Source organism: Streptomyces sp. Wb2n-11 (assembly GCF_001049855.1).
Taxonomy (GTDB): domain Bacteria; phylum Actinomycetota; class Actinomycetes; order Streptomycetales; family Streptomycetaceae; genus Streptomyces; species Streptomyces altiplanensis.
Window position 1 is genome coordinate 5,118,064 of the sequence record NZ_CVPB01000001.1, and the last position, 21,607, is coordinate 5,139,670.

The window sequence follows — 21,607 nt, forward strand, 5'->3', positions numbered from 1 at the left end:
CCCTGTCCTGCCGAGAACCCATCTTCGCACTTGTTGACGGACGGCGGGACGCGGGGCCGGAGTGCGAGACGGTCATGGACCGCTCGCCAGGTGTTACCGGGGCGTACAGAGGCGCGGATTTCGTCGAAGGCGAAACCGGCCGTACGCGCCCGTGCGTGGATACGGCCCCGGACGCCGGCCCGGAACCGTATCCACGACGGCTCCGCGGGGGATCAGCCGAGGTCGCCCGCGGCGGTGCGCTCGGCGAGCGCCACCAGGGTGCGGACGGCGGAGCCGGTGCCGCCCTTGGGGGTGTAGCCGAACGGGCCGCCCTCGTTGAAGGCGGGACCCGCGATGTCCAGGTGCGCCCAGGCGATGTCCTCGCCGACGAACTCCTGGAGGAACAGGCCGGCGACCAGGCCGCCGCCCATCCGCTCGCCCATGTTGGCGATGTCGGCGGTGGCGGACTCCATGCCCTTGCGCAGCTCCGCCGGCATCGGCATCGGCCAGGACTGCTCGCCGGCCTCCTCCGCGATCTCGTGGACCGCGGTACGGAACGACTCGTCGTTGCCCATGATCGCGAAGGTGCGGTTGCCGAGCGCCAGCACCATCGCGCCGGTCAGCGTCGCCACGTCGACGATCGCGTCCGGCCGCTCCTCGGAGGCGCGGGTCAGCGCGTCGCCCAGGACGAGACGGCCCTCGGCGTCGGTGTTGAGCACCTCGACGGTCTTGCCGCTGTACATGCGCAGCACGTCGCCGGGGCGGACGGCGCTGCCGGACGGCATGTTCTCGGCGAGCGCCAGCCAGCCGGTCACGTTGACCTTCAGGCCGAGGCGGGCGGCCGTGACGACGGCGGCGAACACGGCGGCGGCGCCGGCCATGTCGCACTTCATCGTCTCGTTGTGGCCGGCCGGCTTCAGCGAGATGCCGCCCGAGTCGTAGGTGATGCCCTTGCCGACGTACGCCAGGGTCTTCTCCGCCTTGGGGTGCGTGTAGGCGAGCTTCACCAGGCGCGGGCCGTGCTCCGAGCCCTGGCCGACGCCGAGGATGCCGCCGAAGCCGCCCTTGGCGAGGGACTTCTCGTCGAACACCTGCACCTTGAGACCGTGCTCCTTGCCCGCTGCGGCGGCCACGGCGGCGAAGGACTCGGGGTACAGGTCGTTCGGCGGGGTGTTGATCAGGTCGCGGGCGCGGTTGATCTCCTCGGTCAGCGCGAGGGCGCGCTCCGCGGCGGCCTTGAAGGCCTTGTCGCGCGGCTTGCCGCCGAGCACGGTGATCTCGGCGAGCGGCTGCTTCGCACCGCCGCCCCCGGGCTTCTCGCCCTTCCCGGACTTCTCGCCGCCCTGGTACGCGGTGAAGGCGTACGCACCGAGCAGCGCGCCCTCGGCGACGGCGGCGGCGTCCTCGACGGCCTCGACGGGCAGCGCGAAGCCGGCCTTCCTGGAGCCGCTGAGCGTGCGGGCGGCCACGCCGGCCGCACGGCGCAGCGCCTCGGCGCTGTACGTGTCGTCCTTCTCCGGGAGCACACCGAGGCCCACGGCCAGTACGACCGGGGACTTGAGGCCCGACGGCGCGGGCAGCTTGGTCACCTCGCCCTCGGCCCCCGAGGCGCCGAGGGTCTCCAGGACGGAGGCGAGCTTTCCGTCGAACGCCTTGTCCACGGCCTCGGCGCCCGGTGCGACGACCGGCCCCTTGGCGCCCTTCGCCACACCGACGACGATGGCGTCGGCGCGCAGCGCCGCCGCGCCGGAAGTGCTGAGAGTGAGAGCAGTCACGGTGGTGAAATCTCGCTTCCGTAGAGTTGTTCGGCCGATGGGGTGGGGCCGACCGTGCCCGGCGCATCCGTCGTGATCCCGGCTGCCCGGCCGGATGAGCGCCGGTGATGAGCCTACGCGCGCTTGCCCCGTTCGATCACAGCAGCGAGCAGTTCACTCATCAGAGGTGTCCTTTTTGCGTTGACGGTGCCCGGCGTGAGACTCCTTCGCGCTGGCCGAGGACCTCTTCGCACGGGTGCCCCGCGCCTACCCCGGGCCGGACGAGCCGCCGCCCGACGGCTCCTGGCGCACGGGCCTCGCCGGCTGTCTGCTGTGCGGGCTGGTGTTCGCGCTGCCGGGACTCGCGCACGTCCTGGGGGCGCCGTTCCTGGCCGGCGCGGCGGGGGACGGGCGCGGCCTGCCCGCCGGGACGGACGTCCTCCTCGTCGGCGCGCTCGCCGGCTGGGCGTGGAACCAGGCGCCGGCCCACCGCGCGTACACGTGGCTCGGGCTCGGCGACCGGCCGGCCGCCGCCCGCGCCCTGCTCACCGGCGCCCCGACGGGTGCCCTGCTGGGCACGGCGGCCGCCGTCGCCGTGACCGGGCCCGGGGAGGGCCGGGCGGCCGCGTTCTCCACGGCCCGGGCGCTGTACCAGGGCGCGGCGACGGCGCTGCTGGTGCCGGGCCATGAGGGCCTGCTGCTGTACGCCCTGGCGCCGATGGCACTGGGCGCCCTGCTGACCCTGGTGCACGACGTGCCGGACGCGGGGAGGGCGGCGCTGCCGGCGGGGCTGGGGGCGGCGGTCCTGGCCCTGGCGGCCCGCGAGGTGCTGCGGGCCCGTCGGCGCGGGGTGCGACGCGGGGTGCGGCACGGGGTGCGGCACGGGGAAAGAAGGAAAAGCCCCGCCGGGCCGTCGCTGCTGCGGTCGCTGCCGTACGGCGTCTTCGGGCTCGCGGCCGGTGTGCTCGTGCTGCACGCCGTGCTCCAGAACCTGGTCGCCGGAGGCGTCTCCGGCATCGTCGCCGCCCCCGGCGCCGTCGCGCTCAGCATGGGGCCCGCCGAGTGGCTCCTGTACCGGTTCCGGCGCCGGTGCGACGCCGGGTTGCGGGCGAGCACCACGTCCCGCGCCTTCCGGCGCGCCGCCACCGCCACTCCCGCCCAGTGCCTCGGCGGGTGCCTCGCCGTGCTGCTCGCCCTCCTCGCCGCGACGACCCTGCTGTGGCTCGGCGCGCTCGTACCCGACGCGACCCGCGCGACCGGCCTGCTGCTCACCGGTGTCATGCTGTGGACGGGGCTGCTGTTCCAGTCGTCCGGCGCGGTGTCCGTCGCCGCGACCGTCTGCGGCGCGGCCGCGCCGCAGACGGCGGCGCTCTTCGCGGACCTCGCCGTCACCGGCCCCGCCGCGCCCGCCGTTCCCGGCGTCGCGTCCGCCGTCCTGACCGCCCTGGTCTGCGTACGGCTCGGCCGCGCGACGGCCCACCGTCACTGAGGAGGCCCACGTGAAGAACCTGCTCGTGCCCTTCTACGAGTACCCCGCCGAACGCCCGGACGCCCGGGAGGCCCTGGTCCGCGCCGCCCCCCGTCTGTACGGCGTCGTCCTCAACCCCGGCAGCGGTTCCGGCACCGCGCCGGACCCGGCCTTCGCCGCCGTGTCGTCGAGGCTGCGCGCGGCGGGCGTACGCGTCCTCGGGTACGCCGGCACGGACTATGCCCGGCGCCCGCACGCCGCGGTGCTCCAGGACCTGCTGCGCCACCGCGACTGGTACGGCGCGGACGGCGCCTTCCTGGACCAGGTGGCGTCGGAGCCGGACGCGCTGCCCCACTACCGGCGCCTCGCGGTCGCCGCGCGGGCGGTCGGCGCGGCCACCCTCGTGCTCAACCACGGCGTCCACCCCGACCCCGGCTACCTAGGACTCGCCGACGTCCTCGTCACGTTCGAGGGCGCCTGGGACACGTACCGCGACGCCCCGGAGGCCCCGCCCCGGACGGCGGCGCACACGCCCGGCCGGTTCTGCCACCTCGTGTACGCCGCGCCGCCCGCCGCCGCGTTCACCGCCGGGACCGGCTGCGCCGTACCGGGCGGCCTGCCGCACCCGTGGGGGGCCCTGCCGCACGCCCTGGAGGCGGCCCGGTGAGGCCCCGGAGCGCACTGCCCCTCCTGCTGGTGCTGCTGCTCCTCACCGGCTGCGCGGGCGGCGGCACCCCCGCACCGGACGACCGCGGGCCGAAGGCCGCGCGCTGGCAGCCGGAGCCCGGACTCACCTGGCAGTGGCAGCTCAGCGGCAAGCTCGACCCGGCCGTCGACGTGGCGGTGTACGACATCGACGGCTTCGACCACCCCGCCTCCGCCGTGGCCGACCTGCACCGCCGGGGCCACAAGGTCATCTGCTACCTCTCGACCGGCGCGTGGGAGGACTTCAGGCCGGACGCCGGCGAGTTCCCGAAGTCCGTACTGGGCCGGGGCAACGGCTGGAAGGGCGAGCGCTGGCTCGACATCCGCCGTACCGACGTCCTGGAACCCCTGATGGCCCGCCGCATGGACCTGTGCCGGGACAAGGGCTTCGACGCGGTCGAGCCCGACAACATGGACGGCTACCGCAACCGCACCGGCTTCCCGCTGACCGCCGCCGATCAGCTGCGCTACAACCGCCTGATCGCCCGCCTCGCCCACGACCGGGGTCTCGCCGTCGGTCTCAAGAACGACCTCGACCAGATCCCGGAGCTGGTGGGCGACTTCGACTTCGCGGTCAACGAGCAGTGCGCCGAGTACGACGAGTGCGCGGAGCTCACCCCGTTCGTCACGGCTGGCAAGGCGGTCTTCCACGTGGAGTACGAGCTGGCGACGCGCGACTTCTGCCCCGGGGCGCGCGAGCTGGGGCTCAGCTCGATGCTGAAGAAGTACGACCTGGGGGTGTGGCGCGAACCCTGCGCGTGACCGCGCCTACTCGTCCTGCGGGCAGTCGTACGACGTACCGCCCTGCTGCCACTCCTTCCCCGCGTCGATGTTCTTTCCGGAGTCCCCGCACATTAGCACCGGTGCCGAACCGTCCTCCCCGTGGTGCAGGACGGTCAGCAGCTTGTTGAGCGGGCGCTGCAGCGAACCCGCCGCGAACCGCAGGCGGCCGCTGGCCCCCTCCAGGTCGAACGAACCGCTGTTGACGATCTGCTGGACATTGGGACGCGTCAGTTCCACGCCCGCCGCGTTCGCCTGACTCGTGGCCTGGGCGAGCACCTGGACCGCGTCGTGGGCGAGCGCGGCGTGCCCGTCGTTCAGCCACAGGTCGGATTCCGTGAATTTCTCGGTGTACGCGTCGTTGAACGCCTTCGCCGTCGCACTGCGGTCCGGATGACCGGCGGGCAGCATATGGGCCGTGTGATAGAGGTGCAGCCACGACTTCCCCACGAATCCGCCGGAGAGCGCCGCATTGGTGAGCTCGTTTCCGCCCATCACCGTGAGGTCCTTGTTGGCGCACTTGCTCAGGCTCTGGTACGTCTCCAGGAAATTGTCGAATTCCCTCACCCGCGAGGTCCAGTAGACCAGCGTCTTCTTCTTTCCCGCGACCCTGCTGCACACCGCCTCCGCCACCTCGGACATGCTGAACTTCATGTCGAGGTCGGGCTCGTTCGGTACGACGACTCCGCTGTTCCCGCCGGGTATGTAGCCGATGCGGCTCTCCGCGGAGCGGAAGTCCTTGGCGAACTCCTTGCCCAGCTCGTCGCTGTACACATCGGTCGGGTCGGTCACCACGGCGACGCTCTCCGCGGGCGCGCAGGAATCCTCGCCCGTGCGTACCGTGTTGGCTCTCTTCGCGAACTCCGCCACGACCCGCGCCTCCCGTTTGTTGTTGGGCGCGGCGCCGTGGTAATAACGCCCGACCTCCATGGCTTTCGCCGTGGCCGTGGAGCTCACGATGGGAATCCGGGCGGAATTCAGCATGCGCAGCGCCTCGACCGTTTCCGTCCGGCTCTCGGTGAATCCGGTGACGCCGATGAGGTGCTGGTCCTTCTCCGCCTCGCGGACGATCTCCGCCGCCACCTTGCGGGCGTTCCTGAACTGCACCCCGGCGTCGTACGTCTTGATCCGCACCCAGATCCCGTTGTCGTTGGCGGGCGCCAGCCCGTGCAGCGCCTGCTGGGCCAGGGCCAGCCCGCGCAGTTCGGGGATGGCCGCGCCGGACCGCCGCTCGGCCGCGTTCGGCGCCATCGAGGCGCGGACGTGGGCGATGGTCACGGTCCGCTCCGGCTCGCCCTCGGTCCGCGCGACCCTGTTCTGCTCCGCGATCATCTCGAGCGCGTCGGCGTACTGGGCGGGGAGCGCGGGCCCGCCCGCCTCGGACTGCCGCACGTAGTCCGTTCCGGTGAGGCACCGCGTGTAGGTGTCGGTGAAGGGGCTGTCGAGGTACGGGACGAAGGCGAGCTGTCCGGTGAGCCAGAGGGTGACGGCGAGCGCCCCCGCTTCGAGGGCCAGTTCCCTGCCGGGCCGCAGCCGCACCCACGGCGTCCACACCGGCGGCACCGTGATGCCGCGGCTGCCCGGCTCCGGGCGGGCGAGCCGCACCTCGTAGGGCGTCGGCACCGTTCCCCTCACGGGGTCGAGCCGGCGCGCGGCCTCCTCCAGCGTGCCGCCGCCCGGCGCCGCGTCGTGCGTGTCCGGCAGCGCGGCCACCACCACCGTGGCGGCGTTGGGACTCGGCCGCTGCTGGTCGCCGTACAGCCGGACGAAACCCGCCACGGCCGCGCTGCCCCCGTCGCCGCCGGGCCCGGTCCGCGCGCCGTTGAGCAGCAGCGCGTGGCGCGGGCGGCGGCGTCTGCGGCCGGGGTGGAGCAGGCCCTGGCGCGCGTGGCCGTACAGATCGGTCATGAGGGCGGCGAGGAGCAGCCCGTCCCACCGGTCGGCGTCCCGGGGGCCGCTGCCGGGCCGGGCGGCCGCCTCCCACATCCGGAGGAACTCGTCGAGCGCCGCGGCGTACGTGCGCTTGCCGCGGTAGTTCTCCGGCCACAGCAGGCGGTAGCGCCTGCGCCGCGCGAGACGCCACTCCCAGCGGCGTTCCCAGAGCTTGAGGCGGACGCGCTCCGCCACCGACCAGACGGAGCGGAGCGGAACGGTCATGAATCCCGCGTTGATCGCGGGGCCCGTGTCGTCCCTGGTCGGCAGCACCGCGGTGGCGCGGCCCCGGTGCCGGGCGAACACCCGGTCCGCCAGCTGCGCGTCGGTCCCCGCCCGGTGGTCGGCGACGCACCGGAGCAGGTCGTACGCGGGCAGCCGCATCCTGCCCGCCTCGTCGGGAGCGTTCTTCTTCAGCTCCTCGGCGATCCTGGAGATCAGCTCGGTCCTGGAGCCGCCGCGCCAGTCGACGTGGGCGTACGGCGTGCACGGTACGGTGCCCCGCGCCCTCGACGAGCGCTGGAGGCCCAGCTCCAGGGCCTCCAGGGCCTGCTGGGCCTCCTCCGCGCCGGTGCGCAGCACGATGGGCGGGTGCTTGGGGCCGCGCTTCGACAGCCGCGACCGGCTGCGCACCGCCTTGCGGTAGGCCTCGGTGAATTCGCTGCTGTGGTCCCAGCCAGGAAACTCGGGCATTTTCTGTCTCCCCCGACAGCCGTGGGGGAAGAGCGTGCACCTTGCAGTGACAGCGCGTCAACTGCCTTGTGCGGCGCGGGTGTTCTCCTGTCACTCCAGCACCAGGACCACCAGTGCGGCCGTCGCCGCGGTCTCCGCGACGCCGCCGAAGACGTCACCCGTGACCCCGCCGAAGCGGCGCACGCAGTGGCGCAGCAGCAGGTGTGCGGCGGCGAGCGCGACCAGGACGGCGACCGCGTGGTGCAGGGCGGCGTACGGACCGAGGAGCGCGCCCGCGGCGCCCGCGCAGGCGACGGACACCAGGAGCGCGGCGGCCGTCGCGGCACCTGCCGGAACCGTCCCCGCGACCGCCGCGCCCAGCCCTTCGGGGCGGGCCGGCGGGACGCCCGCGCGGGAGGCGAGGGTCAGGGCGAGGCGGGCGGCGACGGCCGATGCGGCGGCCCCGGCCGCACCGTGCGCCCACCCGGCGGCGTACAGCTCGAAGAGTGCCGCGACCTGGGCCAGCAGTACGAACAGCAGCGTGATGACGCCGAAGGGGCCGATGTCCGACTGCTTCATGACGCGCAGCGCCTCGTCGGCGGGCTTGCCGCTGCCCAGGCCGTCGGCCGTGTCGGCGAGACCGTCGAGGTGCAGGCCCCGGGTGAGGGCGGCGGGCACGGCCGTACCCGCCACGGCGGCGAGCAGCGGCCCCGAGCCGAGCAGCAGGAGGCCGCCGCCGGCCGCCGCCGCGCACAGGCCCACGACGAGCCCCGCGAGGGGGGCGCACAGCATCCCGGCGCGGGCCGCTTCGCGGTCCCACCGGGTCACGCGTACGGGAAGCACGGTGAGCGTGCCGAAGGCGAAACGTATGCCGTCGCTGAGGAGAGAGGTCACGGCGCGCACGCTAGTCGCCGGGGGAGGCCGGTAAGTTGCGCATAAGGCGCGAAATCACCCAGAGGGGGCCGAGTGGCATGGATCACTGGTGGTACCGGAACATCCTCGAACCGGGAAAGCTCCCGCTGCTGCTGGCCCTGCTCTCCTTCGTCCTCACGTTCGCGGCCACCCGCACCGTCACCCGGATGATCCGGGCGGGCCGCGGCCCCTTCCGGAACGTCTCACCCGGCGGTCTGCACATCCACCACGTGGTCCCCGGCGTGATCCTGATGACGATCGGCGGCTTCGGGGCGGTGGCCACCGGTGCGCACGGCGTCAGCTCGGCGATCTGCGCGGTGATCTTCGGGACGGGCGCGGGACTGGTCCTCGACGAGTTCGCGCTCGTCCTCCATCTCGACGACGTGTACTGGAGCGAACAGGGCCGGCGGAGCGTGGAGGTCGTGGTCGTGACCGCCGCCGTGGTGGGGCTGGTCCTCATCGGATCCGTGCCCTTCGGAGTGGACGAGCTGTCGCCGGACGAGCGGGAGAGCCGCGCCGCACTCGTCCTGAACGTGCTCTTCAACTTCTCCCTGGCGCTGATCGCGCTCAGCAAGGGCAAGGTCCTCACCGCGCTCTTCGGCACGGTCGTGCCCCTCGTCGCGCTCGTCGGCGCGATCCGGCTGGCCAAACCCGGCTCCCCGTGGGCCAGACGTCTCTACCGCCGGCGCCCCAGGGCCCGCGCCAGAGCCGCGCTGCGCCTGTGGCGCCACGACCGCCGCTGGTCGGGGCCCGGCCGGAAGATCCAGGACCTCATCGGCGGGGCCCCGGACCGGACGCCCGCGCGCGACGGGAAGTGAGCACGGGAGGCGCCGCTTCTTCCCTTCGGCGGCTTCTTCCCTTCGGCGGCCGAGCGGACTTCTGTCATGAAGCGCGGTGATACGGGCCGCCGCGGTGCGGAGGGGGCGGCAGGTGCGACCGCGGCCGCACCTGCCGCACACGCGGTCAGCCCGTCGCGCCGCCGGTCCCGTCGGCTGCCACGCCGGTCGTCGCCCCGTCGTCCGCGGCCTTGTCGTCCGTCGCCCCGGCGCCCGGCACCTCGTCGCCCGGCACCTCGTCGTCCGGCGCCCGCTCGGGCAGCTCCGCTGCGAGAGCGGCGGCGGCCTGCACGAGGGGGAGCGCGAGCAGGGCCCCGGCCCCTTCCCCCACGGTGACGCCCTGGTCGAGCAGAGGGGTGAGCGCCATCCGGTCCAGCGCCTTCGCCTGGCCCGGCTCACCGCTCACCTGGCCCGCGAGCCACCAGTCCGGCGCCCGGAAAGCGGCGCGCTGGCCGACCAGGGCGCAGGCCGCGGACACCACGCCGTCGAGGATCACCGGCGTACGCCGTACCGCGCACTGGAGCAGGAAACCGGTCGCCGCGGCGAGGTCGGCGCCGCCCACGGTCGCCAGCAGTTCCAGCTGGTCGCCGAGGACCGGCCGTGCCCGGCGCAGCGCGTCCCGGACGGCCGCGCACTTGCGCATCCACGCCAGGTCGTCGATGTGGACGCCGCCGCGCCCGGTGACCACGGAGGCGTCCGTGCCGCACAGGGCGGCGACCAGGGTGGCGGCGGCGGTCGTGCCGCCGACGCTCAGGTCACCGAGTACGACCAGATCGGTCCCGGAGTCGGCCTCCTCGTCGGCGATCGCCATGCCCAGGCGTACGGCCTGCTCGGCCTCCTCCACGGTGAGCGCGTCCTCGACGTCGATGCGCCCGCTGCCGCGCCGCACCCGGTGGCGTACGACGTCTTCGGGGAGGAGCCCCGGATCGCAGTCGAGTCCGGCGTCGACGATCCGCACCGACGCGCCCGTACGGCGGGCCAGCACGGCGACGGGGCTCTCGCCGTCCAGCACGGCGCGCACGAGCAGGTGGGCGCTCCCCGCGGGACGGGCCGACACGCCCAGCTCCGCCACGCCGTGGTCACCGGCGAAGAGGACCACGCGGGCCCGCTCCACGGGCTTGACCCGTACGGACGCCTGCGCGGCCGACAGCCACTCACCCAGCTCGTCGAGCCGGCCGAGCGCGCCGGGCGGCACGGTCAGCCGCTCCCGGCGCTCTTCGGCGTCGCGCCGTACGCCACCGTCCGGGCGCTCGATCAGGTCGGAAAAGTCGTCGAGGTTAAGCGAGCTCATTCGCCGAACAGTACCGGCACCTTCGCTGACGAACCGTCAGCGGTTCGGGCGCCCCGCGGGGCTGTCCGTGTCCTCGGGCACCGGACGGGCCGACGCGGCCGGGCCGGGTGCGCCACCGGGCGGCTCCGGCCCCTCCGGCGCTCGAAGGGCGGGCCCCGGAGCGCCCCCCGGAAGGCCGCACTCACCCGCGCACCACCATCGCCTGCCCCGCCACCACCAGCAGGACCTGCTCGCACTCCCCTGCGAACGCCGCGTTCAGCCGCCCCAGTTCGTCCCGGAACCGGCGCCCGCTGGCCGTGGCCGGCACCACGCCCGATCCCACCTCGTTGCTCACCGCCACCACCGTCCGCCGCGTGGCCCGCACCGCCTCCACCAGCTCCACCACCCGCTCCCGCAGCGCCCGCTGCCCGTCCGCCGCCCACTTCGCGTCGTCCCACGCCCCGACCCGGTCCATCGCGTCGGTCAGCCACAGTGCCAGGCAGTCGATCAGCAGCGGCGGCCCGTCCGCCGCCAGCAGCGGCGCCAGCTCGCACGTCTCCTCGGTGCGCCACGCACCCGGTCTGCGCTCCCGGTGCAGTCCCACCCGCTCCGCCCACTCCTCGTCACCGTCGCGGGTGCCGCCGGTGGCGACGTACACCACCTCGGGAAAGGTCTCCAGGCGCCGCTCGGCCTCCACCGACTTGCCCGACCGCGCCCCGCCCAGCACCAGCGTCCGGCGCGGCACATCCGGCACCGCGTGGTACTCGCCGACGACCACGGTCGTCCCGTCCGGCACGGCCCGCGCACCCGCCGCCGCGAGCCGCCGCTCCAGCTCGGGGCCCGGAGGCACGTCGTGGTCGAGGTGTACGGCGACGACGTCCGTGGCCGCACCGACGGCTCCGGCCGCCCGCAGCCGCGCCAGCGCGTCGGGCCGGCCCGTGATGTCGGCGACGACCATGTCGTACGTACGGCCGCCCGCTGCCACCCCGGCGGGAGCGCCGCCCGGCGGCAGGTACAGCAGCACCTCGCCGTCCGGCGAGGTCACCTCGTACCCCGTGCCGGGCGCGTCCATCGGGACGGCCCGCACCCGGTGGCCGCTGATCAGCGTCAGCTCCCGTCCGTCCGGCACCCGCCCGGCCGCCGGCAGTCCGGCCGGCAGCTCCATCGGAGGGCCGTCGTGCGGATGCGTCAGCAGCACCTGCCGTACGCCGGTGAGCGGGTGCCCGGCGCGGGCGGCGGCCAGCGCCGCCCCCGGCGTCAGGTCGAGCAGCAGCGCGTCGTCCACGAGCAGGGCGGTCGCCGCCCGCGCCAGACCGCCGCGGGCGGTGGCGCACGAAGCGCAGGGGCAGTCGGGGCGGGGCAGGCCTGCCGGGGCCCCGGTGCCGAGGAGAGTCAGTTCCACGAGGACGATCCTCCCGCGTCCCCGCCGGTGACGCGCGCCCGGATACCCCGGCTACTCTGCGGGGCAGGCTGTGCTGGACAAAAGCACGGGCGGGAACCGGGAGGCGAACATGGCGTGGACGTGGCGGTTCGAGAAGGCCGACGGTACGGAGGTCCAGCCGGCGGTGGTGCCGGAGGAGTTCACCACGCAGGGCGACGCGGAGTCGTGGATCGGCGAGGTCTGGAAGGACCTGGTCGAGGGCGGCGCCGACCAGGTGGTGCTCTTCGACGACGGCACGAAGATCTACGGCCCGATGAGCCTGCACGCCGAAGAGGCCTGACGGTCCGACGGCCTGACGGTCCGACGGTCCGACGGCCTGGCGGCTCGGCGGTGCGCGGATGTGACGGCCGGCCACATGTCCCCGGCCGCCGGACGGGCTCGCGCCGAGCCCGCCCGGCGGCCGGGGACATACCGGACGCGCCCTAGATCTCGCCGAGGGTGACGTCCGCCGTGCGCTTCTCGCCGTCGCGCAGGTAGCTCACCCGCACCCGGTCGCCCGGCTTGTGCGGGGCCAGCGCCTCCGCCAGCGAGGTGACCGTGGTGATCGTGGTGGAGCCGACCGCGGTGATGACGTCCCCGGCCTTCAGGCCCGCCTGCGCCGCCGCGCCGTCCGGCTCGGCCGAGACGACGGCGACGCCGGCCGGTTCGAAGGCGCTGTCCACGACCGTACGAGCCGTGATCTCCAGGGCCGCCCGCCCCGAGTCGGTGACCCTGCCGTCCTTGATGATCTGGTCGGCGACCGTCCTCACCATCGAGGACGGGATCGCGAACCCGATCCCCGGCGCCGCGCTGCCGCCCAGGGCCGGGTCGGTCGCCGCGAGCGTCGGGATGCCGACGACCCCGCTGTCGAGGCCGACCAGCGCGCCCCCGCTGTTGCCCGGATTGATCGCGGCCGAGGTCTGCACCATGTTCGCGAGGGTCGCGCCCGTCCCGCCGCCCGAACGCGGCTCGCTCACGGTCCTGCCGACCGCGGAGACGATGCCCTGCGTGACGCTGCTGGAAAGCCCCAGCGGACTCCCCATCGCCAGCACGATCTGCCCCACCTCGACCCTGGAGGAGTCCGCGAACCTCGCGGCCCTCAGCCCGTCGGGAAGACGGTCGAGCTTGATGACGGCGAGGTCCTGCTCGGGGTAGGCGGCGACCAGCCTCGCGCCGAGCGTGGTACCGCCGGTGGCCGCCGTGACCTTGAAGTCCCTCTCCCGGCCGACCACATGGGCGTTGGTGACGACGTGTCCCTTGTCGTCGTACACGACGCCCGACCCCAGACCGCCGGGCGCTTCGATCTGCACGACCGAGGGCAGCACCTCCCTGATCACCTCTTGGTAGTCGTTCTGCAGGTCCTCCCGCGCCCCGGGCGCCACCGGCGCTCCCGCGTCCGCGGTGGACACCGGCGAGTCGGGCGCCGGGTGCGGGGCGGAACAACCACTCGGACCCAGCAGCGCGACCGCGCAGGCTCCGGCGGTCAGGGGCAGCAGGAGCCGACGGCACGCACGGCTGGGATTACGTGATCCATCCATGCCTGGAGTGTCCCTCTTGTGGAAATCCCAGGCCCGTGGAGCGGGTCCATCGGAGGGCCGCCGGGCTTCTCGGCCGCGTGCGCCGCACAGGTGCGGCAGCGCCGCGACCCGCCGGCAGGGGGCGGTGCGTCCGGCCCGGACTGTTTTGGCGCGTCCCCCGCACCGTTCGGCGCCGGGGCGCCTCTCGGGCTCCGGGCGCTGCGGCGGACTCCGTCCGCAGGGGGTGGGGCGGGGCTTCTCAGCCGCGTACGCCGCACAGGTGCAGCAGCGCCGCGACCTGCCGGTAGGGGTCGGTGCGCCCGGCCCGGTCCTCCAGGGCCAGTACCCGCTCCAGCTCCTCCGGGGAGAGTTCCGCCCCGTCGCCCTCGACGTGGTCGGTGAAGACCCGCACGCCGTACCAGGCGTGCAGCGGGGCGGCGATCCCGGCGAGGGTCGCCTTCAGCGCGCCGAGCCGGTCGGCGCGGACCGGCAGACCGAGCCGGTTGGTGTACGTGTCCGAGTCGAACGCGGCGAGCGCCCCCGCCCAGTCCCCGGCGAGGCCGGGCCGCATCGCGAGCGCGTCGGCGTTCCGTACGAGCAGCGACAGCAGTCCGCCGGGCGCCAGCATCCTCGCCAGGCCCGCGACCATGGCGTCGGGCTCCTGGACGTGCATCAGCACGCCGTGGCACAGCACCACGTCGAAACTGCCGGGCAGGAAGTGGACCCCGGTCTCCGTGCCGTCGCCCTCGATCAGGTGCACCCGCTCGCGGATGCCCTCGGGCTCACCGGCGAGCGCCTCGCGCGCCGCCGCCAGCATGTCCCGGTCGGACTCCAGGCCGGTCACCTTGTGACCGGCCCGGGCCAGGCGCAGGGCCTGCGCGCCCCGGCCCATGCCGACGTCGAGCACGGCGAGCCGCCGGCCCACCGGGAAGCGGGCCGATATCTGCTCGTCGAGCCGGCGGGCGACCAGTTCCTGGCTGACGGTGTCGCGCAGGGCGCCGGCGCCCTGCGGCGATCCGGCCGCCGCGCTCTGGGGCCGGGACGTGCCCGTGATGTCCGTGGCGTCCGCGCTCAGGGCCGTTCCCCGCGCTTGACCTGGGGCTTCGGCAGGCGCAGGCGGCGCATCTGGAGCGTACGCATCAGGCCGTAGGCCACGGCGCCGCGCTTCGGCTCGTTCGGGAAGCGCTCGTTCAGCTGCTTCTTGAGCCGGATGACCAGGCCGATCGAATCGATCACGATCATCACGATCACACCGAGCCACAGCAGCAGCGCGATGTTCTGGATGTTGCTGATGCGGATCATGCTGAGGACGAGGATCACCACCGCGAGCGGCAGGAAGAACTCGGCCACGCAGAAGCGGGAGTCGACGAAGTCGCGCACGAAACGGCGGACGGGGCCCTTGTCACGGGCCGGCAGGTAGCGCTCGTCTCCGCTCGCCAGTGCCTCCCGCTGCCTTGCCAGGTCCGCACGGCGGGCTTCGCGCTGACGCTTCATCGCCTCCTTGCGGTTCGCCGGGGTCGCCGCCACGCTGCGGCGCTGCGACTGTGCGACAGCGCGCTTCGGGGTGGGGCGGCCCTTCGGGGCCTGCGGATCACGGGGCTGCTTGGAGAGGTCCACCTGCACCTTGTCGGTGGGGGCCTTCTCTTCCTTGGAGGAACGGCTACGGAACACAAAACCCAAGGGTACGGGGTGCCGGGCATGGACCACAGCCCTGAGGGGAACGATCCCGCAACGGTCGGTTTCCCCGGCCGTCACCTACTCCCTGGGCCGGAGCCCGGCGGGCCGTAGTCGTCCTGGAGGAGGAGCGCATCGGCCCGCGAACAGTGCGGTAATGGATGCAGGGCCCGTAATGTGGGTTCAAGTGCTGGAGCCTGAGTCCGTAGTCCGTCAGAAGGGGGCGCGCGAAGCCCATGAGCGGTGTCATGAAGCGTATGGGGATGATCTTCCGCGCGAAGGCAAACAAGGCCCTTGACCGGGCCGAGGATCCGCGCGAGACCCTCGATTACTCGTATCAGAAGCAGCTGGAGCTGCTGCAGAAGGTACGCCGCGGTGTCGCCGATGTGGCGACGTCGCGCAAGCGCCTCGAACTGCAGCTGAACCAGTTGCAGGGCCAGTCCTCCAAGCTGGAGGACCAGGGGCGCAAGGCGCTCGCGCTCGGCCGGGAGGACCTCGCCCGTGAGGCGCTGTCCCGTCGTGCCGCGCTGCAGCAGCAGGTCACCGACCTGGAGACGCAGCACCGGACGCTCCAGGGCGAGGAGGAGAAGCTGACGCTCGCCGCGCAGCGCCTCCAGGCCAAGGTCGACGCCTTCCGCACGAAGAAGGAGACCATCAAGGCCACCTACACCGCCGCGCAGGCGCAGACCCGGATCGGAGAGGCCTTCTCCGGCATCTCCGAGGAGATGGGCGACGTCGGCCTGGCGATCCAGCGGGCCGAGGACAAGACCGCGCAGCTCCAGGCACGGGCCGGCGCGATCGACGAGCTGCTGGCCTCCGGCGCCCTGGACGACCCGTCCGGGATGGCGAAGGACGACATCGCCGCCGAGCTGGACCGCATCTCCGGTGGTACGGATGTGGAGCTGGAGCTGCAGCGCATGAAGGCCGAGCTGGCGGGCGGTCCGACGGCGCAGCAGCAGGCGCTCGAAGGCGGCGCGCAGGACGGGACGCAGCAGTCGCAGCCCCGGCACAACTTCGACAAGCAGTAGGCCGCCCTCACTCCACCAAGGGAGAACGTCGTGATCGTACGGATCATGGGAGAGGGGCAGGTGAAGCTGGCCGACAGCCACTTCGCCGAGCTGAACAAGCTGGACGACGAACTGCTCGCCGAAATGGAGAGCGGGGACGAGTCCGGCTTCCGGCGCACGCTCGGTGCGCTCCTCGAAGCGGTACGCCGCCTCGGGGAGCCGTTGCCGGACGCGTCCCTGGAACCTTCGGAACTGATCCTCCCGTCGCAGGACGCGACGCTGGACGAGGTCCGCGAGATGCTGACCGACGACGGCCTGATCCCCGGCTGACCGGGCGGGGGAGCGGCCCCGCGCCCCTGCCCGCACGCCGTACCGTTGCGCCATGACTGCCCTCGGTACGGGTTACGCCCGGTCCCGGTGCTGGCTCCGCGCACACCCCCTCGCCCTCGACGCCGCCCTGGCGCTCGCCGTGCTGGTGATGATCGTGGCCGGGGCCTTCGCCGACCCGCACGGCGGCCCCAACGGGCCGACCTTCGGCACCCGGGCCCCCGGGGGCCGCAGCGTCGTCCTGATGGTGCTCGGCTCCGCCGCCCTCGTCCTGCGGCGCCGCAGGCCCATGGCCGTACTGGCCTTCACGGGCGTGGTCACGCTCGTCGAGCTCGTCGCGGGCGACCCGCCGACGCCCGTCGCGATGAGCGCCGTCATCGCGCTCTACACCGTCGCGTCCCGCACGGACCGCCCCACCACCTGGCGCGTGGGCCTGCTGACGATGACCGGCCTGACGGCCGCCGCGATGTGCTTCGGTTCCGGCCCCTGGTACTCCCAGGAGAACCTGGGGATCTTCGCCTGGACCGGTATCGGGGCGACCGCCGGAGACGCCGTACGCAGCCGCCGCGCCTTCGTCGACGCCATCCGTGAACGCGCCGAACGTGCCGAGCGCACCCGGGAGGAGGAGGCCCGCCGCCGTGTCGCGGAGGAGCGCCTGCGCATCGCCCGCGACCTCCACGACGTCGTCGCCCACCACATCGCCCTCGTCAACGTCCAGGCGGGCGTCGCGGCCCATGTCATGGACAAGCGCCCCGACCAGGCCAAGGAAGCCCTCGCGCACGTACGGGACGCCAGCCGCTCCGCACTGAACGAGCTGCGCGCCACCGTCGGCCTGCTCCGCCAGTCCGGCGACCCCGAGGCCCCGACCGAACCCGCCCCCGGCCTCGCCGTGCTCGACCAGCTCCTGGACACCTTCCGCCACGCGGGCCTCCCGGTGGAGGTGGCCAGGCCGGACAACGAGACGGCCGCCCCCCTGCCCGCCGCCGTCGACCTCGCGGCGTACCGGATCATCCAGGAGTCCCTGACCAACGTCCAGAAGCACGCGGGCCCGCATGCCAGGGCCGAGGTGAGTGTGGTCCGCGTCGGCCCGTCCGCCGAAGTCACGGTGATCGACAACGGTGCGGGGACGGCGGGGGCGGAGGGCCCCGGAGCCGGCGGCGGCCACGGCCTCACCGGGATGCGCGAGCGCGTCACCGCCCTCGGCGGGACCCTGACCGCGGGCCCCCGCTACGGCGGCGGGTTCCGCGTGCATGCGATCCTGCCGTTCACGGCGCGTACCGGTACGGGGGAAGACAGATGACGACGGCCACGACCATCCGCGTCCTGCTCGCCGACGACCAGGCGCTCCTGCGCAGCGCCTTCCGGGTCCTGGTGGACTCCGAGCCCGACATGGAGGTCGTCGGCGAGGCCGCGGACGGCGCCCGGGCCGTCGAACTCGCCCGCGCCCTGCGCGCCGACGTCGTCCTGATGGACATCCGCATGCCCGGTACGGACGGCCTCGCCGCCACGCGCATGATCAGTGAGGCCCCGGAGCTGTCCGCGGTGCGCGTCGTCATGCTGACGACCTTCGAGGTCGACGAGTACGTCGTGCAGTCTCTGCGCGCCGGTGCCTCCGGCTTCCTCGGCAAGGGGGCGGAGCCGGACGAGCTGCTCAACGCCATCCGTATCGCCGCGGCCGGCGAGGCCCTGCTCTCGCCCGTCGCCACGAAGGGCCTGATCGCCAAGTTCCTCGCCCAGGGCGGCACGGCGGAGGACGACGAGGCCACCGCGGCCCGCGCCGAACGGCTCTCGGCGCTGACCGTGCGCGAGCGCGAGGTCCTCGTCCAGGTCGCGGGCGGCCACTCCAACGACGAGATCGCCGAGCGGCTGGTCGTCAGCCCGCTCACCGTCAAGACCCATGTGAACAGGGCGATGGCGAAGCTCGGCGCCCGCGACAGGGCCCAATTGGTGGTAATCGCGTACGAATCGGGCCTTGTGCGGCCGAGGGTGGAGTGAAGGTGTAGGGACGCGTACTCCAGCTGCGGTATGTGCGGCATAAGAAAGGCACCTGGGAGCGACGAATCGCCCTCTTCACATGGCTGATCGTATAAGCGGACCACCGTGTCCGCCTGCCTCGCACGCCACAGAAGAGAGACCCACCCATGTCCTGGCTGTCCAGATTCAGCCTCGCTCAGCGGGCGCTGATCGGTCTGATGTCGATCATCGCGATCGTCTTCGGCGCTCTCGCGATACCGCAGCTCAAGCAGCAACTGCTGCCCACCATCGAGTTCCCGATGGTCTCCGTGCTGGCGCCTTATCAGGGTGCGTCCCCCGACGTGGTCGAGAAGCAGGTCGTCGAACCGCTCGAGAACACCATCAAGGCAGTCGACGGCATCACCGGCGTCACCTCCACGGCGAGCGAGGGAAACGCCGTGATCATGGCCCAGTTCGACTACGACAACGACACCAAGCAGCTCGTCGCCGACGTCCAGCAGGCCGTGAACCGCTCCCGCGCCCAGCTGCCCGCCGACGTCGACCCGCAGGTCGTGGCCGGCTCGACGGACGACATACCGACCGTCCTGCTCGCCGTCACCTCCGCCCAGGACCAGCAGGCGCTCGCCGACCGGCTGGAGAACACCGTCGTCCCCCGCCTGGAGGACATCGACGGTGTGAGCCAGGTCGGCATCGACGGCGTACGGGACCTCCAGGTCGCCGTCACCCCCGACGACAAGAAGCTCGCGGCGGCCGGCCTCGACGTCTCCGCGCTCAGCCAGGCCCTCCAGGCGGGCGGCGCCACCGTCCCGGGCGGTTCCTTCGCCGAGGACGGCAAGAGCCGTACGGTCCAGGTCGGCGGCGGCTACACGTCGCTGCGGCAGATCGAGGACCTGCGCGTCACCGCTGCCGCCACCGGCGCACCCGCCGGCCAGGGGGGCAAGCCGCCGAAGCCGGTACGCCTCGGTGACGTCGCCACCGTCGAGGAGCAGCCCGCCACCGCGGTCTCCATCACCCGTACCAACGGCAAGCCCAGCCTGTCCCTGGCCATCACCATGGACCAGGACGGCAGCGCCGTCGCCATCTCCGACGCGGTCACGGACCTCCTCCCCGACCTGCGCGCGAGCATCGGCGCGGACAGCGAGATCGCGGTCGTCTTCGACCAGGGCCCGGCCGTCTCCAAGTCGATCTCCGGCCTGACCACCGAGGGCGCCCTCGGCCTGGTCTTCGCCGTGATCGTCATCCTGGTCTTCCTGGCGTCGATCCGTTCGACGCTCGTCACGGCCATCTCCATCCCGCTGTCGGTCGTCCTCGCGCTGATCGTGCTGTGGACCCGCGACCTGTCGCTCAACGTCCTCACGCTCGGCGCGCTGACCATCGCGATCGGCCGCGTCGTCGACGACTCGATCGTGGTCCTGGAGAACATCAAGCGTCACCTGGCGTACGGCGAGGAGCGCCACTCGGCGATCACCACCGCGGTCAAGGAGGTGGCCGGCGCGGTCACCGCGTCCACGCTGACCACCGTCGCGGTCTTCCTGCCCATCGGCCTGGTCGGCGGCATGGTGGGCCAGCTGTTCGGCTCGTTCTCCCTCACCGTCACGGCCGCCCTGCTCGCTTCGCTGCTGGTGTCCCTCACCGTGGTGCCGGTCTTCTCGTACTGGTTCCTGCGCGCGCCCAAGGGCTCCGAGGGCGTCGACCCGGCGGAGCTGCGCCGCGAGGCGGAGGAGAAGGAGCGGCGCAGCCCGCTTCAGCGGACGTACGTCCCGGTCCTGCGCTTCGCGACCCGCCGCCGCCTCACCAGCCTGGCCATCGCGGTCGTCGTCCTTCTCGGTACGTTCGCCATGGCGCCGCTGCTGAAGACCAACTTCCTCGACCAGGGCGAGCAGGACACCCTGTCCGTCACCCAGGAGCTGGAGCCGGGCACCAGCCTGGCCGCCGCCGACCGGGCCGCGCTGAAGGTCGAGAAGGCGCTCGACTCCATCGACACGATCAAGGACTACCAGGTCACGGTCGGCTCCTCGGGCTTCGCGGCCGCCTTCGGCGGAGGCACGGGCGCCAACCAGGCGACGTACCAGCTGACCCTCGAGGACGCCTCCGACTTCGAGGCCACCCAGGACCGGATCGACAAGGAACTGGGCAGGCTCGACGGCATCGGCGAGACCACGATCGGCGCGGGCGGCGGCTTCGGCAGCCAGGACCTGAGCGTCGTGGTCAAGGCCGGTGACGGCGATGTGCTGAAGAAGGCGTCCGAGCAGGTGCGGGACGCGGTCGCGACCCTCGACGACGTCACCGACGTCCAGAGCGACCTGGCCCAGAGCGTGCCCCGGATCTCCGTCAAGGCCAACGACAAGGCGGCCGCCGCGGGCTTCAACCAGGCCACGCTCGGCGCCGCCGTCACGCAGGCGGTGCGCGGCACCACCTCGGGCAAGGCGATCCTGGACGACACCGAGCGCGATGTCGTCGTGAAGTCGGCCAGGCCGGCCACCACGATGGACGAGCTGAAGAAGCTGAACCTCGGCCAGGTGAAGCTCGGTGACATCGCCGACGTGAAGCTGGTCGCGGGGCCGGTCTCGCAGACCCGGATCGACGGCGCCCGCGCCGCGACGATCACGGCCAAGCCGACCGCCGACAACACGGGCGCGGTGACCGCCGCGCTCCAGACGGAGATCACCGAGCTCAAGAAGAAGCTGCCGGAGGGCGCGAGCGTCGAGATCGGCGGCGTCTCCTCCGATCAGAACGAGGCGTTCGCCCAGCTCGGCCTGGCCATGCTGGCGGCCGTCGCGATCGTCTTCATGCTGCTGGTGGCGACGTTCCGCTCGCTCGTCCAGCCGCTGATCCTGCTGGTGTCCATCCCGTTCGCGGCGACCGGCGCGCTCGGCCTGCTGCTCCTCACCGGTACGCCGATGGGCGTCCCCGCGATGATCGGCATGCTGATGCTGATCGGCATCGTGGTCACCAACGCGATCGTGCTGATCGACCTGATCAACCAGTACCGGGCCCAGGGCCTGGGCGTCGTCGAGGCGGTCCTGGAGGGCGGGCGTCACCGTCTGCGCCCGATCCTGATGACGGCACTCGCGACGATCTTCGCGCTGCTGCCGATGGCGCTGGGCATCACCGGCGAGGGCGGTTTCATCTCGAAGCCGCTGGCGATCGTGGTGATCGGCGGTCTGATCACGTCGACGCTGCTGACGCTGCTGCTGGTGCCGACGCTGTACGCGATGGTGGAGCTCCGCAAGGAGCGCCGGGCCGGGAAGAAGGCGGCCAAGCGCGCGGCGAAGGCGGGTGCCCCGGCCCCGTCCGGCTCCGAGTCGCCGGAGCAGGAGCCGGCGAAGGTCTGACCGGCGTACGGCACGGCACGGCGGTGGGCCCCGGCCCCCTTCTCC

At 73.2% G+C, this 21,607-nt stretch carries 18 protein-coding genes; 10 read left to right on the plus strand and 8 right to left on the minus strand.

Annotated elements, in window-relative coordinates; all coding sequences use genetic code 11:
• Positions 1–212 precede the first annotated feature (212 nt).
• Entirely contained in the window at positions 213–1,754 is a 1,542-nt protein-coding gene (locus tag BN1555_RS23290) for a leucyl aminopeptidase (RefSeq protein WP_093801195.1), read from the minus strand.
• A gap of 235 nt (positions 1,755–1,989) precedes the next feature.
• On the opposite strand from BN1555_RS23290, the gene BN1555_RS23295 reads away from it, so the two are divergent.
• Genes BN1555_RS23295 through BN1555_RS23305 form a run of 3 tightly spaced genes read left to right on the plus strand, consistent with a single transcriptional unit; the run spans position 1,990 to position 4,668 of the window.
• On the plus strand, positions 1,990–3,222 hold the full coding sequence (locus tag BN1555_RS23295) for a hypothetical protein (protein ID WP_093801196.1): 1,233 nt from the start codon (positions 1,990–1,992) through the stop codon (positions 3,220–3,222).
• A 10-nt stretch (positions 3,223–3,232) separates the two neighbouring features.
• On the plus strand, positions 3,233–3,868 hold the full coding sequence (locus BN1555_RS23300) for a spherulation-specific family 4 protein (protein WP_093801197.1): 636 nt from the start codon (positions 3,233–3,235) through the stop codon (positions 3,866–3,868).
• A complete protein-coding gene (locus BN1555_RS23305) occupies positions 3,865–4,668 on the plus strand; it encodes an endo alpha-1,4 polygalactosaminidase (RefSeq protein ID WP_107081097.1) in 804 nt (267 codons plus the stop codon). Before BN1555_RS23300 ends, BN1555_RS23305 begins: the two co-directional genes overlap by 4 nt.
• A gap of 6 nt (positions 4,669–4,674) precedes the next feature.
• On the opposite strand, the gene BN1555_RS23310 is transcribed toward BN1555_RS23305, so the two are convergent.
• Together BN1555_RS23310 and BN1555_RS23315 are read right to left on the minus strand one after the other, a co-directional pair.
• Positions 4,675–7,311 (minus strand): type 1 periplasmic-binding domain-containing protein, encoded by a 2,637-nt coding sequence (locus BN1555_RS23310; RefSeq protein WP_093801199.1) that lies wholly within the window; start codon positions 7,309–7,311, stop codon positions 4,675–4,677.
• A 90-nt stretch (positions 7,312–7,401) separates the two neighbouring features.
• Complete coding sequence (locus BN1555_RS23315; RefSeq protein ID WP_093803580.1) at positions 7,402–8,184, minus strand: adenosylcobinamide-GDP ribazoletransferase; 783 nt, start codon at positions 8,182–8,184, stop codon at positions 7,402–7,404.
• A gap of 77 nt (positions 8,185–8,261) precedes the next feature.
• Here BN1555_RS23315 and BN1555_RS23320 point away from each other — a divergent pair, with 77 nt between their 5' ends.
• On the plus strand, positions 8,262–9,020 hold the full coding sequence (locus BN1555_RS23320) for a hypothetical protein (RefSeq protein WP_093801200.1): 759 nt from the start codon (positions 8,262–8,264) through the stop codon (positions 9,018–9,020).
• A 145-nt stretch (positions 9,021–9,165) separates the two neighbouring features.
• Here BN1555_RS23320 and cobT read toward each other — a convergent pair whose 3' ends face one another.
• Positions 9,166–10,329, minus strand: a complete 1,164-nt coding sequence (gene cobT / locus BN1555_RS23325; protein ID WP_255306135.1) for a nicotinate-nucleotide--dimethylbenzimidazole phosphoribosyltransferase — start codon at positions 10,327–10,329, stop codon at positions 9,166–9,168.
• 181 nt (positions 10,330–10,510) lie between these two features.
• Positions 10,511–11,710 carry a bifunctional adenosylcobinamide kinase/adenosylcobinamide-phosphate guanylyltransferase gene (locus tag BN1555_RS23330; protein WP_176710109.1) on the minus strand — a complete coding sequence of 400 codons (1,200 nt, stop codon included), beginning with the start codon at positions 11,708–11,710 and terminating at the stop codon, positions 10,511–10,513.
• A gap of 109 nt (positions 11,711–11,819) precedes the next feature.
• Between BN1555_RS23330 and BN1555_RS23335 the strand changes: the two genes are divergently transcribed.
• Entirely contained in the window at positions 11,820–12,029 is a 210-nt protein-coding gene (locus tag BN1555_RS23335) for a hypothetical protein (RefSeq protein WP_093803583.1), read from the plus strand.
• 142 nt (positions 12,030–12,171) lie between these two features.
• On the opposite strand, the gene BN1555_RS23340 is transcribed toward BN1555_RS23335, so the two are convergent.
• The 3 genes from BN1555_RS23340 to BN1555_RS23350 form a co-directional block, all read right to left on the minus strand.
• Positions 12,172–13,266 (minus strand): S1C family serine protease, encoded by a 1,095-nt coding sequence (locus BN1555_RS23340; RefSeq protein ID WP_093801201.1) that lies wholly within the window; start codon positions 13,264–13,266, stop codon positions 12,172–12,174.
• Positions 13,267–13,504: 238 nt separating this feature from the next.
• Positions 13,505–14,299 carry a class I SAM-dependent methyltransferase gene (locus BN1555_RS23345; RefSeq protein WP_255306451.1) on the minus strand — a complete coding sequence of 265 codons (795 nt, stop codon included), beginning with the start codon at positions 14,297–14,299 and terminating at the stop codon, positions 13,505–13,507.
• 17 nt (positions 14,300–14,316) lie between these two features.
• Complete coding sequence (locus BN1555_RS23350; RefSeq protein WP_093801202.1) at positions 14,317–14,916, minus strand: DUF3043 domain-containing protein; 600 nt, start codon at positions 14,914–14,916, stop codon at positions 14,317–14,319.
• A 251-nt stretch (positions 14,917–15,167) separates the two neighbouring features.
• Between BN1555_RS23350 and BN1555_RS23355 the strand changes: the two genes are divergently transcribed.
• The 5 genes from BN1555_RS23355 to BN1555_RS23375 all read left to right on the plus strand — a co-directional run bounded on the left by BN1555_RS23355 (position 15,168) and on the right by BN1555_RS23375 (position 21,562).
• Positions 15,168–15,947, plus strand: coding sequence for a PspA/IM30 family protein (locus tag BN1555_RS23355; protein WP_093801203.1), 780 nt, complete (start codon positions 15,168–15,170; stop codon positions 15,945–15,947).
• A gap of 30 nt (positions 15,948–15,977) precedes the next feature.
• Positions 15,978–16,256, plus strand: a complete 279-nt coding sequence (locus BN1555_RS23360) for a PspA-associated protein PspAA (protein ID WP_093801204.1) — start codon at positions 15,978–15,980, stop codon at positions 16,254–16,256.
• 52 nt (positions 16,257–16,308) lie between these two features.
• On the plus strand, positions 16,309–17,553 hold the full coding sequence (locus BN1555_RS23365; RefSeq protein WP_093801205.1) for a sensor histidine kinase: 1,245 nt from the start codon (positions 16,309–16,311) through the stop codon (positions 17,551–17,553).
• Complete coding sequence (locus BN1555_RS23370) at positions 17,550–18,248, plus strand: response regulator (RefSeq protein WP_093801206.1); 699 nt, start codon at positions 17,550–17,552, stop codon at positions 18,246–18,248. The genes BN1555_RS23365 and BN1555_RS23370 overlap by 4 nt, the downstream gene beginning before the upstream one ends.
• Positions 18,249–18,394: 146 nt before the next feature.
• Entirely contained in the window at positions 18,395–21,562 is a 3,168-nt protein-coding gene (locus tag BN1555_RS23375) for an efflux RND transporter permease subunit (RefSeq protein WP_093801207.1), read from the plus strand.
• The last annotated feature ends 45 nt before the right edge of the window (positions 21,563–21,607 follow it).